16 protein-coding genes and 2 pseudogenes are annotated in these 16,821 nt (G+C 23.1%); 15 read left to right on the plus strand and 3 right to left on the minus strand.

Annotated elements, in window-relative coordinates; all coding sequences use genetic code 11:
- Positions 1–329 precede the first annotated feature (329 nt).
- The 8 genes and pseudogenes from BB_RS05610 to BB_RS05640 all read left to right on the plus strand — a co-directional run bounded on the left by BB_RS05610 (position 330) and on the right by BB_RS05640 (position 5,739).
- On the plus strand, positions 330–803 hold the full coding sequence (locus BB_RS05610; RefSeq protein WP_010890249.1) for a hypothetical protein: 474 nt from the start codon (positions 330–332) through the stop codon (positions 801–803).
- A 67-nt stretch (positions 804–870) separates the two neighbouring features.
- Positions 871–1,020 carry a hypothetical protein gene (locus tag BB_RS05615; protein WP_012614969.1) on the plus strand — a complete coding sequence of 50 codons (150 nt, stop codon included), beginning with the start codon at positions 871–873 and terminating at the stop codon, positions 1,018–1,020.
- Between the two features lie 389 nt (positions 1,021–1,409).
- Complete coding sequence (locus BB_RS05620) at positions 1,410–1,766, plus strand: hypothetical protein (protein ID WP_010883928.1); 357 nt, start codon at positions 1,410–1,412, stop codon at positions 1,764–1,766.
- Between the two features lie 620 nt (positions 1,767–2,386).
- Positions 2,387–2,542 (plus strand): hypothetical protein, encoded by a 156-nt coding sequence (locus tag BB_RS07850; protein ID WP_011117331.1) that lies wholly within the window; start codon positions 2,387–2,389, stop codon positions 2,540–2,542.
- A gap of 443 nt (positions 2,543–2,985) precedes the next feature.
- Positions 2,986–3,596 (plus strand): annotated as a pseudogene (locus BB_RS05630) (plasmid maintenance protein); the annotation flags it as partial.
- Positions 3,597–3,612: 16 nt separating this feature from the next.
- Complete coding sequence (locus tag BB_RS05635; protein WP_231001455.1) at positions 3,613–3,819, plus strand: virulence associated lipoprotein; 207 nt, start codon at positions 3,613–3,615, stop codon at positions 3,817–3,819.
- 894 nt (positions 3,820–4,713) lie between these two features.
- A pseudogene (locus BB_RS07855) lies at positions 4,714–4,835 on the plus strand (RNA-guided endonuclease TnpB family protein); the annotation flags it as partial.
- Between the two features lie 220 nt (positions 4,836–5,055).
- Positions 5,056–5,739, plus strand: a complete 684-nt coding sequence (locus BB_RS05640; RefSeq protein WP_010890251.1) for a hypothetical protein — start codon at positions 5,056–5,058, stop codon at positions 5,737–5,739.
- 134 nt (positions 5,740–5,873) lie between these two features.
- On the opposite strand, the gene BB_RS05645 is transcribed toward BB_RS05640, so the two are convergent.
- Entirely contained in the window at positions 5,874–6,452 is a 579-nt protein-coding gene (locus BB_RS05645) for a lipoprotein (RefSeq protein WP_010890252.1), read from the minus strand.
- A 226-nt stretch (positions 6,453–6,678) separates the two neighbouring features.
- Between BB_RS05645 and BB_RS05650 the strand changes: the two genes are divergently transcribed.
- The 3 genes from BB_RS05650 (at position 6,679) to BB_RS05660 (ending at position 9,379) form a co-directional block, all read left to right on the plus strand.
- Positions 6,679–7,632, plus strand: coding sequence for a hypothetical protein (locus BB_RS05650; RefSeq protein WP_044283697.1), 954 nt, complete (start codon positions 6,679–6,681; stop codon positions 7,630–7,632).
- Positions 7,633–7,784: 152 nt separating this feature from the next.
- Positions 7,785–8,111 carry a hypothetical protein gene (locus BB_RS05655; protein WP_010890253.1) on the plus strand — a complete coding sequence of 109 codons (327 nt, stop codon included), beginning with the start codon at positions 7,785–7,787 and terminating at the stop codon, positions 8,109–8,111.
- Between the two features lie 155 nt (positions 8,112–8,266).
- Entirely contained in the window at positions 8,267–9,379 is a 1,113-nt protein-coding gene (locus BB_RS05660) for a plasmid maintenance protein (protein ID WP_010890254.1), read from the plus strand.
- A 211-nt stretch (positions 9,380–9,590) separates the two neighbouring features.
- Here BB_RS05660 and BB_RS05665 read toward each other — a convergent pair whose 3' ends face one another.
- A complete protein-coding gene (locus BB_RS05665) occupies positions 9,591–9,887 on the minus strand; it encodes a DUF5425 family lipoprotein (protein WP_011117334.1) in 297 nt (98 codons plus the stop codon).
- Positions 9,888–10,983: 1,096 nt separating this feature from the next.
- On the minus strand, positions 10,984–11,646 hold the full coding sequence (locus BB_RS05670) for a hypothetical protein (protein ID WP_010257672.1): 663 nt from the start codon (positions 11,644–11,646) through the stop codon (positions 10,984–10,986).
- A 529-nt stretch (positions 11,647–12,175) separates the two neighbouring features.
- Here BB_RS05670 and BB_RS07860 point away from each other — a divergent pair.
- The 4 genes from BB_RS07860 (at position 12,176) to BB_RS07865 (ending at position 15,005) form a co-directional block, all read left to right on the plus strand.
- Positions 12,176–12,340: a helix-turn-helix domain-containing protein gene (locus BB_RS07860; protein WP_225972619.1), complete on the plus strand. Its 165-nt coding sequence runs from the start codon at positions 12,176–12,178 to the stop codon at positions 12,338–12,340.
- A 998-nt stretch (positions 12,341–13,338) separates the two neighbouring features.
- Positions 13,339–14,079: a ParA family protein gene (locus BB_RS05680; protein ID WP_010257677.1), complete on the plus strand. Its 741-nt coding sequence runs from the start codon at positions 13,339–13,341 to the stop codon at positions 14,077–14,079.
- Positions 14,070–14,339 carry a hypothetical protein gene (locus tag BB_RS05685; RefSeq protein WP_010890256.1) on the plus strand — a complete coding sequence of 90 codons (270 nt, stop codon included), beginning with the start codon at positions 14,070–14,072 and terminating at the stop codon, positions 14,337–14,339. Before BB_RS05680 ends, BB_RS05685 begins: the two co-directional genes overlap by 10 nt.
- Before the next feature lie 594 nt (positions 14,340–14,933).
- Positions 14,934–15,005, plus strand: a complete 72-nt coding sequence (locus BB_RS07865; protein ID WP_223292490.1) for a hypothetical protein — start codon at positions 14,934–14,936, stop codon at positions 15,003–15,005.
- Positions 15,006–16,821: the final 1,816 nt, after the last annotated feature.

Consider the following 16,821-nt stretch of genomic DNA (forward strand, 5'->3'; position numbering starts at 1 on the left):
GACTCAAAACTTTACCCTTTAAATTGCTAACTTTAACTTGAAAATACTAAACTTTAACCCGAAATGATAAAACTTTAATTTTTGCAATTTTATTCTCTTGTTTTTTTTAAAACGATTAGAATAATCGTTGATCAGGTTTATTGATTATCAATAAACCTGATCTATAATATTATAAGCGGTTTTTGCAAGTTTAATAGGAGCTATAATATCCATGAACAAATTATTGATATTCATTATTTTATTAGTCTTTTCATGTAATTTAAGTAATTCTGATCAAAATAATCCACTAAACATGTCAAATAAAGAAAAAATAAGCGAATATCAAATAAATGAGTCGTCAAACAAATATTCAATTTTCAAACGAAATTCAAGCGTTAAAAGATACACGTTCAACCATTATTACTAACCAAAATGATAATATTAATTCTACTATTAACTACCCACCTTATATTCAAACTATCTTAAAAATAGAAAAACAAGTTGACGGAAATATTATTATTAATGGGATGACTAAAGAAAGTGGCACAGAAACTAAAAAGCTTTTAGAAATTCCAAATGGGAATATTTCTCGACTTAAAGATGCAATTCAATATGGAGGAAGTTTTAGGGCTAAAGATGTTAGAGAAAATCAAACCCAAAAAGAAAACAACAAAGACTCGCATATTCATGTCGACAATTTTAAAGAATACATACATTTAATCATGCCTAGCATTAACAATAATGCTGATAGTAGTAGTAGTTATTACTATACCAACTACATAATAAATGGAGACAATTTGTTAAGAATTATTAGCAACTTATAAAAAATCTTTATAAATTACCAATATTCTTGAAAATTTTAATACTATTTTTTTTATATACTATAATATTATGAAAAAAAATCAAAAAAACAAGTGCTCAGAAATAGAAAAAACACAATTAGAAATAATAAATAACCAATCAGAAATAGAAAAACAACTCCATCAATTAGAAATTGAGTTTACTGGGGTATGCCTGCTTTATGTGACAATACATTATTAAATCTAGAATTGAATAATTATTCTCAAAAAAACTATTAAAATTTTACAACGAAATTCTTAAAAAAGATAATAAAAATTCTTGCGATCTACCAACAATGAATAAATATCTTGATATATTAGAAAAAACAAAAACCATAGTAAAACTATCTTTTAAAAACCAGTCCAAATATATGATTTATTATAAAATTAATCCCCCTTAAAGTGTTTCGTTCAACAATACAAGACTACTATCAAACAATAGCAGATAAACTAAAACTACGGTTAGAACTAAACTATCCTACTACTATTTAATCGTAAAAAATATTTCTTTGCAAATTAAGCAATTTAGAAATATAAATGTAAAGACATATATTTTTATTTGATAAATAATAAAAATTACTGGGGCACTATTTGGAAAAATTTTTAAAAGAAATATTAAGTATGAATAGCAAAAATAGGCTATCTTCACACTTAATAATTCTTATTTACACACTAAACAACATTGACCTAAATTCAAAAAATATTGGATACTATAGTAGGGGCTTTATACGCCGTGCGTTTACTTTTAACATAGATAGATATTGCAATACTAGTAAAGATATTGAAATAGACATAGACTTATTAATAAAGTATCTCGATTTTTTAGAAAACAACCTAAAAATTATAACTAATAAATATAAAGTAGAAAAAAATATATTCAAACTTTACTACATAATCAATTATCCTTTAAAAATATGTTACACAAAAATTATGAACTACTATAAATAGACTATATAATGATATTAAAAAGAGAAACATCTTTAGTATATTACTAAAGGTGTTTCTCCCCTTAATCTAAAGTTGTTTTAAGGTGTATAATGGGGGTGATACCATATTTTAAATTATATATCCCAAATTAATTAAAAAATCAGGTATTGCAAATGTATTATAGTGTCTCATAGGCCTAATAAAGAACAATTAAAACTAAAAAATATATAAATAAAACGCAAATTAGAAAAAGAAATAACCGTCATAGTCAAACTTTATTTTAAGAAAAATCCTAAATCTATAATTTATTATAAAGTTAATTGCTCCTTAGAAAGAGTTTTATTAAAAATAAAAGACTACTACGTATTATTCTATGAAGAATTAAAACAATTTTTACAAAAAATCACTACTACTTAATTATAAATACATTATAAAATAAGCTTATGCAAAACTTTAGAAATATATTGTTTTACGCTAAAAAAATTTAAAAAAATACTGTGCTATATTTATAATATAAATTTAATATAATAGGGGGCTAATTCATTATGGATGGAGTAATTAACAATACATTGGCAAGAATAACAAAGCAAATTTAATTTGCTAAGAATAAGTTAATCATTCTTGTCAAAACACTAGATCATATGAATAAAAAATTATTCCATAGTGCAAATAAAAATTATGCTTATTCCTTAATAAGAAGCAAGTTTAATAAGGCTCTAGCTAAAACTAATCAACATGAAGTTGATTCTAAAACCCTGTTAGAATATCTTGAAATATTAGAAAAAATCCAAAAGTAATCTTCAAATGTTCCACAAATAAAGAAAATGAAAGCTTTAGAGGCCTTTATACACTCCTTTACCCTGTAGAAGGTTGTTGCACTAAAATTTATAATTCTCATCCTAATATGTAAGCTAATATAATCCAGAAAATTATTTTTGCGAAATAGCATAATACTTTAGAGTATTAAAGGCCTAATAAAGAACAATTAAAGCTAAAAATATATACAATTACAAAACTAATCCTCCATTTTATGATTAAAAATTAATAATATAACGCTCTAAACAAAATAAAACGTAAATTAGGGAAATTAGTATAAATGCGATAAGGGCTTTAAGTAACTTATCTTCCTTAAGCCACTTAAAGCCCTTTATCTGGTTATCATCCATTTGGAGCACATAATGCTTCCTAATTAATTGTATATTAAATAGAAAATAAAGTCTAGATATATTAATCTAGTAATATTCTAAATTATAACCAATATAAATATAAATTGATAGTTCTTATTTCTACAAGCTATTTAAATACCAAAAATCTAAAATATACCCCAAAAACCATATTATATTATTTCAATGAAAATCTATAAAAAACGGGCAAACTATTTCTACACTAAGAACTATGCAAAAGTATATTTATAGACTACAAAAAGAAATAAAAGTCACAACAAATTACTATCAACATATGGGGGTAAATTCGGGTACAGAAATTTATTATAAGCTTAATTATCCTAAAAAAGATTGTTACCATAAGATAAACCAACACTTTAAAGAAAAAAAAGAAAAAAGATTTCAAAATAGAGTTGCCAACTATTTTAATAAAAATTCTGATACAAAAATGGGTAGTGTACAATTGGAGAATTGTAATAATAATATAAAAGAAGAAAGAAAAATTAACGAAATAGAAAAGTATCAAGTAATAAAGCATTTCAATAAATGTGACTTTTTATGTAAAGAAATTATTTCAATTTTATTAACATTAAATATTGATAAAGAAAATATGATTAAAATAATAAAAATCCTAAAAATAACTGAAATTAAATCAAAAAATAAAAATATACGCTTTACTAAATCTTGTATTGCTTAAATATTATTTGGGAAAATTTTTATCTACAAAAACAACAGTCTCAGAAATGATGCAGCAACTCTTATTAGACTATCAAAATAATATAAATAACATACAAACAGATGAAAATGCACTTAAATCTCATACAGAAGATATTTGCAATCAAGTCTCAGAAAAAAGAAAAGAAGCAGAAAAACTAAAAAATGACATATATTCAATATATAGTAGCCTTTAAATTGCATATTGAAATTGTTATAATACAAAGCCTGTCTTTAATAAAAGATAGGTTTAACATTCTTACTAAAGATTACAAAAAATTTTTAACCTATAATTTACATAAACTTTAATTCTAATAATAAGTAAACTGATGTTTCTATAGATCTTTAATTTAATAATATCATTAGTAATAGATTAATATTAGTAATGATATATTCTCTAAAAGAAGTATATTTAAAGGTAATTAATTTTACATTAATTCCCTTTAATAATTTTATTTTTAATAATTGGCGATTACAAACAAAAATTAAAATTGCATAGCAAATTCTTTATGTAAAAGAACCCTTAATAAATCCAATTATGACAATGATTACATTCATTTATTATTAGAATTTGCCTCCAATATTTAACTTTCTAAATTCATCAATAACCCAAAGATAGTAATCTTAAAGATTTAATAAAAAGAAAACCCCTTAAAGATAAGAGGTTTATTTAAAAGAATGTATGGTATGAAGTAAATATTGATAATAAATTCTTTTAATTTTAAAAAAGGAGAATATTTAATACTCAATTATTAGTTCAATAATTGAGTATTACCATGTATTTTTAAAATTTTTTTTTAAATTAGATTTTTGCAGAGAAGATCAAATATTATTCAAAGCTAGAATAATGGCTTAAGTAATGCTCATATAAATAAATAAAATATTTTTTCTTATAAATCTTTAAGATTACTATCTTTGGGTTATTGATGAATTTAGAAAGTTAAATATTGGAGGCAAATTCTAATAATAAATGAATGTAATCATTGTCATAATTGGATTTATTAAGGGTTCTTTTCTACACAGAACAGAAAATAAAGTATTATTTGGATAAAAAAAGATGAAAGCTTAGAATTTACACATTTATGCCTATATTTATGGCTAATTATAAAAACATAGCAATAGAAAACTATAAATTAAAGCTATACAAAAAGGAATGTTTAGAAAGAGTATTAATGATTTAGAATTGCATGAAATTGTAAGACAATTATTGTATAGCTATCCAGAATAAAGGAAAAAGCTGTTTTTATAATCCTTGATTTATAAATAGTAGATTATCATCTAACACAAATCTCTGCAAAATATTGAAAGACATATTCTCTAAAAAATCAACAAAAACTACTTTTATAACTAAAATTTTTATAAATTTCAGACTTAATCTATAAAAAAGGTTTACTAAAATTATTCAAGACTGCTATCATATAATAAGTTGTATAATGAAAAATAAAACTTTTATATTCTTAATATTTTTGATTAAAAATTTGGCAATATATGCTCAAAATATAAACTATGAATTTAAACAAGCTAAAATTAAAAATCTAAAAGGGATATTTATTAATTATAAAGTCTATCTAGCAGAAAATTTAGCAATTAACAATGTAAAAACCTTAAACCATATTTCTACATTCAAAATCAATCTTGTTATTGACAAAAAAATTGCAACTTCTATTAAAAATGAGCAAGATGTAATTAGAGCCGGTAATGAATGCGGAATCTTTTTAGAATTTCAAATCAATAACCGCATATACTATACCAAATTTTCATCAATAAAATATATTTTACAAGCAATTGAGAGTTTTGCTAAAATTAAAAATACAATCAATAATTTAGAAATTAAAAATCTTGAAGGAAATGGAATTTTTTTATACAAAAATGGTCACTCATACAATTTAAAAACAGATTTTCAAGAAACAGCAATATTTGTAAATTTTCTTGGCTTTAAAGATAATACTGGAAGACCTTACTTTATATTTTATTACGACAATATAGATGATAAAGATAAAAATTTAAAAACAATCTTAATTTCCTTTGAAGAATTCCATAATGGAATAAGGGAAGGGCTATTCTTGCTGAGAAATGAAAAAGCGATACTAGAATTTATTAATTTTTCAAAAGATTAGATATTAAAAACATTTTAAAGTCGATATTATAATAAACTAATATCAAAAACCTTGTTTATACTAAACACCCTTAATCTATATCCTTTTTAACAAATAATTACTTAACTTGGGCTTAAAAATTATTTAAATTTAAGTCAACTGCCACCAAGTAATTTAACTTTTGAATTAAAATCATCCAAAAACTTTTTAAAAGGAATCTTATTAAAACTTACAATAACATCATTTCTGAACGCATAGATTCTAAATGCTGCTATATTATCATTTCCCAAGGCAACAAATCTTATAAATTCGCTTTCTGAAATAATAAATTTATAAATTTCTACCTTAATATTTTTTTCAGTAATCACTGTTGTGTAATCATAAGGAAAATATGAATCATAAAAATCGTTATAATAAACAACACGTTTGCTATCCTCTGAAACCAACTCTCCTTTAGCCTCAAATCTAGTATCTGTTATTATCTTTTCGGGCTTTATTTGACTAGAATTTCTAGATTCAACTCTAACTAAAATAAAATATTCCCTTTTATTTTTCAATTTATCATATTTAATAGAAATTACAGACTTAAATATTCCATCTCTAGAATAATTTACCCCAATATCATATTGTGAATCTAATACTTGAGAAAACCTATCATAAGCTATTTGATAAGTTTGACAAGAAACTAAAAAAAACGCCAAAATAAAATACTTTAAAATAAATTTTGAATTCATTAAAACCCCCCTTAGTTTATCTTATATTTATTTTAAAAAAATTTCTCAAAAATTAGAAAATTAAATAATATAATTAATTCAAATAAAAACATTCTAATTTTAGAGCTTGAATTAAAATTAAAAAACTATTATTATTAGGTGTTGTTCTAACAAAAACCAATTTAAAGATTAGATTATATCTAATCCCAATTTATATAAATTTCAAAGTGCATCTATAGGAGAAATCGTGTATACTGACCCAAGGTCAATTATTAATACTTACTTTGTAAAAAACAAAAAAATCTTCATTATCAACCCAATAGCTTTTAAATTTGAACTTAATTTTGAAAAAATTATTCAAACAAATTCAAAAGAGAATATAGCACTTAAAACATTTAAAGGCGGAATTATTAGTCTACAATTAAGGTCAAATGAACTTTCTAAATTACCACAAGACATTCTAAAGGGAAAACTTGAATTTTATATTAACTATGTAAGTGAAGAAAAACTAAAAATAGTTTATGACATGATGGTAGTCAAAGTTTACACAATTGACTTAAAAGCTATCAATAAAGATGAAATTTACTTAATCGAACTTAAAATACTTGGATCTATTTATAGAAAAGAAAATATAGAAAATGCGTTTATTCCTATTATAAAAAATAACAATACTTACCTTTTTGAAAACAAAGCAAACAACCAAAAAGTTAATTTACTATTAAAAGGCATCGATAAGACTATTGAACTTCCGTTTTTAACAAAAATCAGCTATTCAAATATTAAAACTCTTAATACCGCAGATATAAAAACTAATGAAAATTTAAATACGAACACTAAAACAACGAATAGAATGTTGCTAAATCTAAGCACAAAAATCTACGAAGAACTAGTTTTAACAAATTCAAATCAAATAAAAACTATCAACAATAAACAAAAAATTCTAAAAACATTAAGATCTTTTATTGAGAATGAGAATGGGTTGGGAGGTAAAATAAAGTTAATCTTCTTAGAAAGAACAAATTTTTTGATTAAAAATTTAAACTTAAATGACTTAGACTTTATATTAAATGACATCAATATTATACAAGAAAATAGCTGTATCAGAATCGATATCACCTTATTAGAAGATAAAATTGAAAAAAAATACTTAAACCAAGCTTCAAATGTAACCCCATTTCTTAAAAATATCACATTATTGTAATTTTTTTTTGGAAAGACAAATTACTGCAATCTGCCCAAGCTACATAATCTAATAAGCTCTTGACAAACACCCTAACAAAAGTATTCAACATATAACCTAACATCCTTGAAACTAACATGCAATATATAATAAAATGAAATTATGAGGTATTTATGTTAAGTATTAACGGTGTAAGACTTTATTCTTTAAAAGAATTCCAAAATATATTAGAAGATTCTTATAATCTTTCAATTAGCAAAAATACTATATCTAAAAAATCAAAAATTTTAAAATGCGCAATCCATGTAGACAACCGTCCTTACCTTTTAGAAGATTTTTGCACATATTTTCTAATGGACTTTAGAAGACCCAAACCTATTACAAATAGCATGAAAGAAACAATTCAATTAAGAATTGAACAAGCAAAAAAAATAATGAGCCGAAAATCTACAAAACACGAAATACAAATTGCTTCAAAAAAGATGGGTCATATTTTATAATCTATCATATTGACATTTTAAAAACATTGCTATAGAATATAGTAAAAAGCTAATTATTTCGTTTGTGATGCAGTAAGAATTTAGAATGCAAGCCAAATAATTGAAAAAGCTTCTGAAACCACAACAAATTTAACTTCAGAAGCCAGGATAAGATAATGATAATAAAAATAAAAAATAATGTCAATACAAATTTTAATAATCTCATAACATTAGAAGAAATTATAAAGTACAATCAAAAAAACGCAAGCTCTAATTTAATAGAATTAAAACGCTCAAGGCTAAAATCATATTTAACTAAAAAAAGAGCCATATACCAACGAATACTCAAAGTATGCTGGGCAATTGACCTTAAAAACAAACAATACTATAAATCTAACAAACTTAAAACATATTCCACAATAGAAATACATAATATAGTTAATAAATGCCTTGCAAAAGATAATAAAAAAATATCAATCAGGACCTTAGAATATGATATATCATTTTTAAATCAAATACTCTTAATAAAAACCAAACTAAAACATTTAGGCAAAGATAACGGAAGCTTTGCATTTTATATACAAAACAAAAATCTTTGGAAACACCGCTTTATAATTATTCAGGAAGCAATTAATAAAGAAATAAAAGAATATTTAAAAGATAAAAAAATAGTATCTGATTTTTTCAAGGAAATCAACAATACTATAAACAAGAATAATATAAGAAATATAAAACCTAAAAGCTCAATTGCAGATGAATCAATTGCGGATGTTATACCTAAAGGTATAAAAGGTATAAATAAGATAGAGAATTCTATAGAAAAAAATAATGGAAAAATAAATAAAATTTCTTACAAAGAATATATTGCAAACAAGTTAGTAGAAGTTCACAAAATAGAAAAAATGCAAATAACAAAAATACTTAAAATAAGCAACAATGAAAAAACCTATATAAATGCATTAAGAAACTTAAAGTTGGCAATAGAAAAATATAAGGAAGAATATAAAATTGAAGACATTTCAAATCATTTTATAAAAGAGTTTAAAAATAAGTATAGTAAAAAAATATGGATGATGAATGGAAAAACTGACAGAACAAATGACTTTTATGAAATTTGGGAAAAAAGATTTAAAAAAACGTTTTTAAATAAAAATTTAAAAAAACAATATAGAAGTAATTATGAAAAAGAAAATAAAAAGATTATTAATAACGAAAAAAGAGTAAGTATTATTTTTTCTAACAGTAAAGGTTTTAAAAGAATCAGCAAAATTAAAATTAATCAAAATTAATTGCTATTTACATATATAAAAAGTATTATTATATATAGGCCCTATTCTAAGAATTTTTTTACTTTAGGAACATTTAATATATTTTCTTACAGTTCATATATATATATGCATTTCTATTAAAAAGACACTGAAAAACTCATATTTACCAACTAAACTAAAATTTTTTAAAATCAGATTGTAAACAAAGCATGCTTTTATTTTTCAAAAAAAATCAATCATTTTTTTTGCAAGATATATGAGTTCTATCATAGTAATTTGAAACATTAGATACTCTGGAAGAATAAAAATGATTTTTATTATTATTCTCATCCAGTTTAATTTGAGAATTTTTAGCCTCAGACTCTTTTTTGCTTAAACATTGATAATTCAAATTATCCATATATTTCTTTTTAAAATGAGAAGCCCCATCTATCTTGTTTCGATCGTTATTTATTGATAAATCACAACCCAATATTAATAAAAAAGTTAATATTATAAATAATAATGAAATAACAAATTTTCTATTCATAAATTTCTTTCCCCTAAATTTGATTATTAAAATTAACCTTACAAAAACCATAAAGCACAAGTAAACACATTTTAAAAATTTAAAGTTAAGCATTATTGTAGTATATACAGATAATTTGTTTTTCAATATAATAAAATTAGTCCAAATTTATATCCATTTTTAGCATTTTAGCCATTAGAATTATATTCTAAATTAACCATTTTTTAAAGCAGAATTCGAACAAAATTATATATTCTTATAAAGAAATATAAACGAATAAGAAATGCAAAAATATTATTTCATAAACCCTAAATAATGCATTAAATTATTATCATTCTTTTAAATAAAAATTGAAAATTAATTATTGATATTCTAAACCCAAAAGAAATTTTCAAAAGTATTTAGATCTGTAAGATTTTTGTATAGCAAAAGAAAAGTATTGGTGGTTTATGGTGGTATAGAGAGTCGCAAGATAATTATTATATAAATTAAGTTGTTATGGATTTTATTTACATAAAGCAGATAGATGTTTCCTATTAAGTAAACTATGTAGTAATTATGGTATTAAAAATACAACTCTAAAATTAAGAGAAACCAGTTGGCCTTTTGGCAGTTGTAGTTCTAAGTGATAGAAATCTAAATTCAAATCCAAATCTTAAGTCTTATTTATAAAGAAATAAAAGCTAAGACAGGAGCTGCCTTAAGTAAGGCTAGATCATGTATTGGTAAATACTGTTCTTTTAAATAGTTTAGAAAGCTGCCATGAAATAAATCGAGGATTTGTTTCTATAATCTTTGATTTAGAAATAGTAATTTAAATCTTAAAGCATTGTTAAAATTTTATATTCACAATGCAAATTTTTAGTTAATTTATGTTTTTTAGATTTTCATTTTTCTTATTTGCTATAAACTTATTAATTTAGGCACCAAATATTTTAGTTTTTATTTTTTTAAAAAAGAAGTCCCTACCCCCGATCTTATTTGGAGAGGATTAATAGGGGTGTTGGGGACTATTGGTAGATCGTTTTCTACCTTACATATATAATATTTTATTTTTTTAATTTTGTAAATATTATTTAATAATAATAAATAAAATTAAACGCTTTTAAGTAAAATGTTAAATTTTGGTTTTTTCCCCATGATTTCCTTTTAATTTTTTAGTTTTGCTATTTGATTTAGTAGCCTGTTGTTGTGATTGATCTTCAATTTTATTGATGGCTTGTAAAAGCCTTATTTGGCCGTTATTAAGGTTTTTTTTTCTATGTTTGAGTTTTAAAGGATTTAATTTTTGATTCATTATTTGAATTTCTTTAATTTCTTCTGCAGTTGGTTCATAATTTATCCATTTTTTATCTATCCAGCCTTTTTCCCATTCATAATAGCTTTCATTAAAGTTGGTTTTGTTTTGTTCGTCGAAGTGCCTTGCTAGTGCGGCAATTATTTTTGTTCCATATTTAAGCATTTTTTCTGTGTCTGTTTTGGTAATAAATGTGTCATAATCGTAATTTTCACCGGTTTGCATATTAACAATATCAACTATAAGCTTGAAAGTATTTATGCAATTCATTGCAATATTTGTGGATGAAAAATTAGGATCACTAAGGGCTTTAATATTAAGTTCATATTTTTTCTTTAAACTTATGGGAATTTTAAAAAAGTCAATTATAAAGCCATTTATTTTTGCTCGATAATTAGCTTCATATTGAGAATTTCCAAAGAAAGTTCCTTTTATGCCCCCAATTGTATATTCATTATAGTTTATTGTTATTTCTTTTTGCATTTTTATCCTTTAAAAATATATTAATATAATATAATACTATGTATTAATTGATATTATATATCAATTAATACATAGTATAAATAAAAAAAATATTTTTAATTTTGTTTTTTTTCTAAACTGTTGTAGATTTTAACTTATCTTTAACCTTTAACCATTTATAAAAAGTCCTTAAGAGAGAAATTTCTTAGGACTTTTTATAAATTTAATAAAGAATAATGAAGAATTGCCCGCCTAAATTTCAAAATAAATTTGGGCGGGGGGTAGGTTTGTAAAATAGATTTATTTTTAGCTCTGAATATACTTTTTATGATATCGGTAGAGGCTTCTAATATAGATAAGACAATAGCTTAGGTGCCGTTTTTAGATTATTAATTAATTTAGAAGGTTAAATATTGTAAGTAAATTCTGGTGATAAATGAATTTTATTTTTATCATAATTTAAATTTTTTTAATAAAAGTTCTTTTTTCTATAAAGAACATAAAATAAGTATTATTTGGCAAAGAGAAGGTTGGCATTTATAAGTACAGAATATATTTTAACACCAACCAAAAGAAATACTTTTTAAAAGTATTTAGATGTGTAGGATTTTTATATAATACAGTGTTAAAGCGGCAAGATAGATTTTTATTAAAAAAAATAAGCAAAATCTTATTACTTGTTCAAATAAATATAAATAAGAGCTTCTATTGCTAAAAAAAGTTTATAGTTTGGCCTTTTGTATGCATGGATTGACTTAAGCTCTATATATAAATTCTTTTAGAGAAATTTAAAGAGGGATAGAACACAAGGATTTCTTAAACATAAGAGCAAGAAAAATAAGCAAGCTTTTAAAGCTAATAATAAAAAAACAACGAAAATAAACTTAAAGAATACTAAAAAAATTATCAAAAAAACAAAAAACTTCTATTAATGGAGCTAAATCTATATTAAGAATTACTAAGTTACATGAGAAAATTGTAAATCAAAAAACCTTTTTACACAAGGTATTTTTTGCTTTATAGTTATTTATAAAAATATAGCAATAGAGAACTTATTAATTAAAGATATGTGAATGTTTGGGTAAAGTATTAATAATTTAGGATGTTATAAACTTGTAAGACGATTATAGTATAAATCAGAATGGTATGGATCCTTTTTGTATAAAGTAGGTATATATTTTTCATCAAGCAAGCTATTTGTAATTGTGGTGTTAAAAATACAATTCTAAAATTAAGTGGTGCTAGGTAAACTTACAGCGTTTTGTATAATAAAGATATAAATGCAATTCTAAATCTTAAGTTTTATTGCTATAAAGAAATAAAAGCTAAGACAGGAATTTTCCGAATTTAGGCTTGTTAATCATGCTATTGGTGTGAAAATAAGATATAAAAAGAACTAAAAAGTTATCGTAGAATGAGACAAAAGCCGTGAATATAGAGATAGTAGTTTGCTAGCTTTTAAGGCCACATCAGATCTAATTCATTAAAAAATTTTGTGAAAGGGGCTTCATAGGTAGAGATTAAAGTAATTAATATGTGATATAAAATAATTAATATGTGATATAAAATAATTAATATGTGATATAAAATAATTAATATGTGATATAAAATAATTAATATGTGATATAAAATAATTAATATGTGATATAAAATAATTAATATGTGATATAAAATAATTAATATGTGATATAAAATAATTAAAAGGAAGTTTGTATGAAAAAAATAGCATTTCATATTCAAAAAGGTGGTGTTGGGAAAACTACCTTAAGCGGAAATATTGCAAGTTATTTATCTAAAACAAAAAAAGTTATATTAGTTGATTGTGATATACAGCAAGCAAGTTCTTCTACATGGTTTCTTAATCATGAAATTCTTAAGCTGGATATTAAAGATTTTCTTTTGAAGAAGATGGATGTAGATCAAGTAGTAAGACAAATACAAAAAAATTTTTATATTTTGCCATGTGTGCCGAGTGGAACTTTTAGAAGAGATGTGCAACATGAATTGCAAGATTTTCCATATTTGATAGATGATTTTTGTTTGGAATTGGAGAAATTGGGATTTGAATTTGCAATTTTTGATTTATCTCCCAGTTTTGAGCTTTGGGAGCGAAGAATTATTCTTGCAATGTGTGAAGTTATTACTCCACTGACCCCAGAATTTTTAAGCCTTGAAGGAATTAATATTTTTAAAGAAGAGTTTGAGTCTTTGTTAAAATCTTATAGAAAAAAGGTTAAACATGAGAAGATTATTTGCAATATGCTTAATAAAAGTTTTAAAAGACATAATTTGCATCTAAGGCAATTTAAAACTTTTGGATATGATCTTTATGAGGTTGGACAAGATGCTAAAATAGCAGAATCTCAGCTATATAAGAAGTCGATTTTTGATTATTATCCGGAGAGTAGATCTGTCTTAGAACTTTCAAGATTGGGAGATGCTTTATGCCTATAAGCAAAGAGGTTAATTTAGAAGAAATTATTAAACAAAATGTTAGCAAATCTAAATTTGCTTTTCGTGATAATGATGTTATTAGCAATAACATTCCAAATGTTAAGCCTATTAGATCAAAAATGACGATCAAGCAAATAAGTGTAGGACTGAAATATGAATATTGGATTGAATTTTATTCTATTTTAGACAAAAAGGGATTAACAGCTTCTGGTTTTATAAGAACTTTAATTATGGAATATATAGAAGCTTCTAAAAAATAATAATTTTGTTATTTAAATTTTTAACAAAAAAATAATAAAGAATTATCTACCTATGATTTCTGTGAAATTTAGGTAGATATGAATTTGTTAGTAAATGGATTTATTTTGATTCCGAATATGCTTTTTGATCATATCGGAAAAACTTTCTCTCTAGTATAAATAAGTCAGTAGTTTTTAGATTAAAAATAAGATTTTCAGCAATGCATAAATAATTAGAATATTTTTTCTTATAAGCTTTGATGAAGATATTGTATTAAATTATTGATGAATTTAGAAGATTGAATATTGGCAATGTGATCTTTATTGCAATTTAATTCATTAATGGTTATTTTCCATAAGGAATATAAAAGTATTATTTTGTGAGACAGGGCATAAGCTCATCATTTGTGTCTATGGTTAGTAACTAGTACTCGGGGGGGGGGGATAATTAACTAAATATATGCAGTGATTATTAAAAGCTATCTCATTTCTATATACACTAAGTAATTATTATAAAATAATAGAGTATATAAGTGCCGATAAAGTTTGTAAAAACAGAATATATTCTAACACTAATCAAAAAAATTTTTAAAAGTATTTAGATTTGTAAGATTTTTGTATGACAAAATGTTAAGTGATAGGAAAGATTCTTATAAAAAAACAAGAAAAGTTTTAGCATTAATCTAGGCAAATATAAAAATAAATTTTCACTCTTAAAGGAGATTAATACTTTAACTCTTTTTTGTGCATGGATTGATTAAAGCCTCGCAGATAATAATTTTTTAGATAAATTAAAAAGGGAAGCAAAACGTAAGGATTTCCTAAATATAAAATGAAAAACCCAATAAGAATAGAAAATGAATATAAAGCTTATCTAAAATAGGATTTGTAAAGTTATGTCTACATAGGATCATTATAATAATAAAGTTATTAAAAATTTAGTAGTAGAAAAAATACCGATAATAAATATTATATTTCAGTAGTAGTTGAGAGCTTAAATATTAAAAATAACAATAAAAAAAATAATAAAAAAGAGTCGTGAAAGTAAAAAAACAATCATTCTAAATATTTATAAAAAATAAAAGTAAACTTAAAAATACTGGAAGAAAACTATTAAAAAGACAAAGGGCGCTATTAATAGAGCTAAATCTAGATTAAGGGTTGCTAATTTGTATAAGAAAAGTTTAAATTAAATTCAAAGAAAAGACTTTTTATGTAAATTGTCTTATTACTTTTTAGTCAATTATAAAAACATAATGATAGGGAATTTAATCAATTAATTTTATACAAAAAGGAATGTTTTAGTAAAGTTTCAATATGTATGATAGAGATTTAAATGCAATTTTAAATCTTAAGACTTTCTTTTTATAAAGAAATAAAAAACCAAGGTAAGAACTTCCTAAAGTAAGGTTTGGGGGATTATGTTTTGGCGGATGGCCGGTCTTAATAAAAAATAATTTAAAAAGTTATCATATGAGATGAAGCAATAAGTTATTTTAATGATCTTTGATTTAGAAATAGTAGTTAGCTTGTTGGATACATTTGGCTTAATTACAATCAATACAATAAGTTAAATCATTGTATTGATTGTAATTAAAGCTATTGATATTATAATAAATATATAAAACTTATTATTAATAATTAATAGATAAAAAATTAATTTTAACATTTCTATTAATAATAAAAAAATATCAAAACATTTTTTACAAAATCTGATTAATTTTGTGAAAAATGTTTTTAGTTGCAAGTGAAAATATATTACACACATAGTCAAGCATGAATACACGATTATTGCTGTCATAAAAATTTTAATTCTCCTTCAATTTTAGTCTATCTCAATTTTTAAAAAATTCCATTTTTGTTTATCGATAGTTCTGTAGCATTTATATAAATGCATGTTATAATTTTAATATTTGAGAGTGTTTTTAAATGCCTTTTTAACTATGTTATTTTTTTGAAAAATTTCCACACAAAAAATTTTTTTGTTTCCTCTTTTTTACTTATCTTGTTACATTTAATGGGCATTCTTTTTTTCTCTTCTAGGCTTTGAATTAAAAATAATAAGTATATTATCTATATAATCTTTATTTAATGTTTTAAATAAATTATATTGATCCAGATTTAAGACATAGTTAGGATTTGTTTTTTTAAAATTTTAAAATAATAAGATTTGCTAGGCAATATTATTGGATTTTTATATATTTGATTGCAAGCTCTTCAAACGTTATGGCATTTTGACCAATTTTAATAGATTGCACTTGAGAAAATATTTGTTAGGGTTGTTACTTTTTAAAAGTTTGGTGTTATAAAATATTTTCAAATTTTTTCTTTTGGGGGGATGTAAATTAATACTTTTTCCCTCATACTTTTTGAAAGTTTTTATATTTTTTGATGGTTTATAGGAAATAATTTTCCCTGTTTTTCTAATCCAAGTAATTTTATATAAACGGCATTTATATATTTTTCTTTTGTATATTTCGTAGTATATAGCTATTATAAGTAA

Source organism: Borreliella burgdorferi B31 (assembly GCF_000008685.2).
Classification (GTDB): Bacteria; Spirochaetota; Spirochaetia; order Borreliales; family Borreliaceae; genus Borreliella; species Borreliella burgdorferi.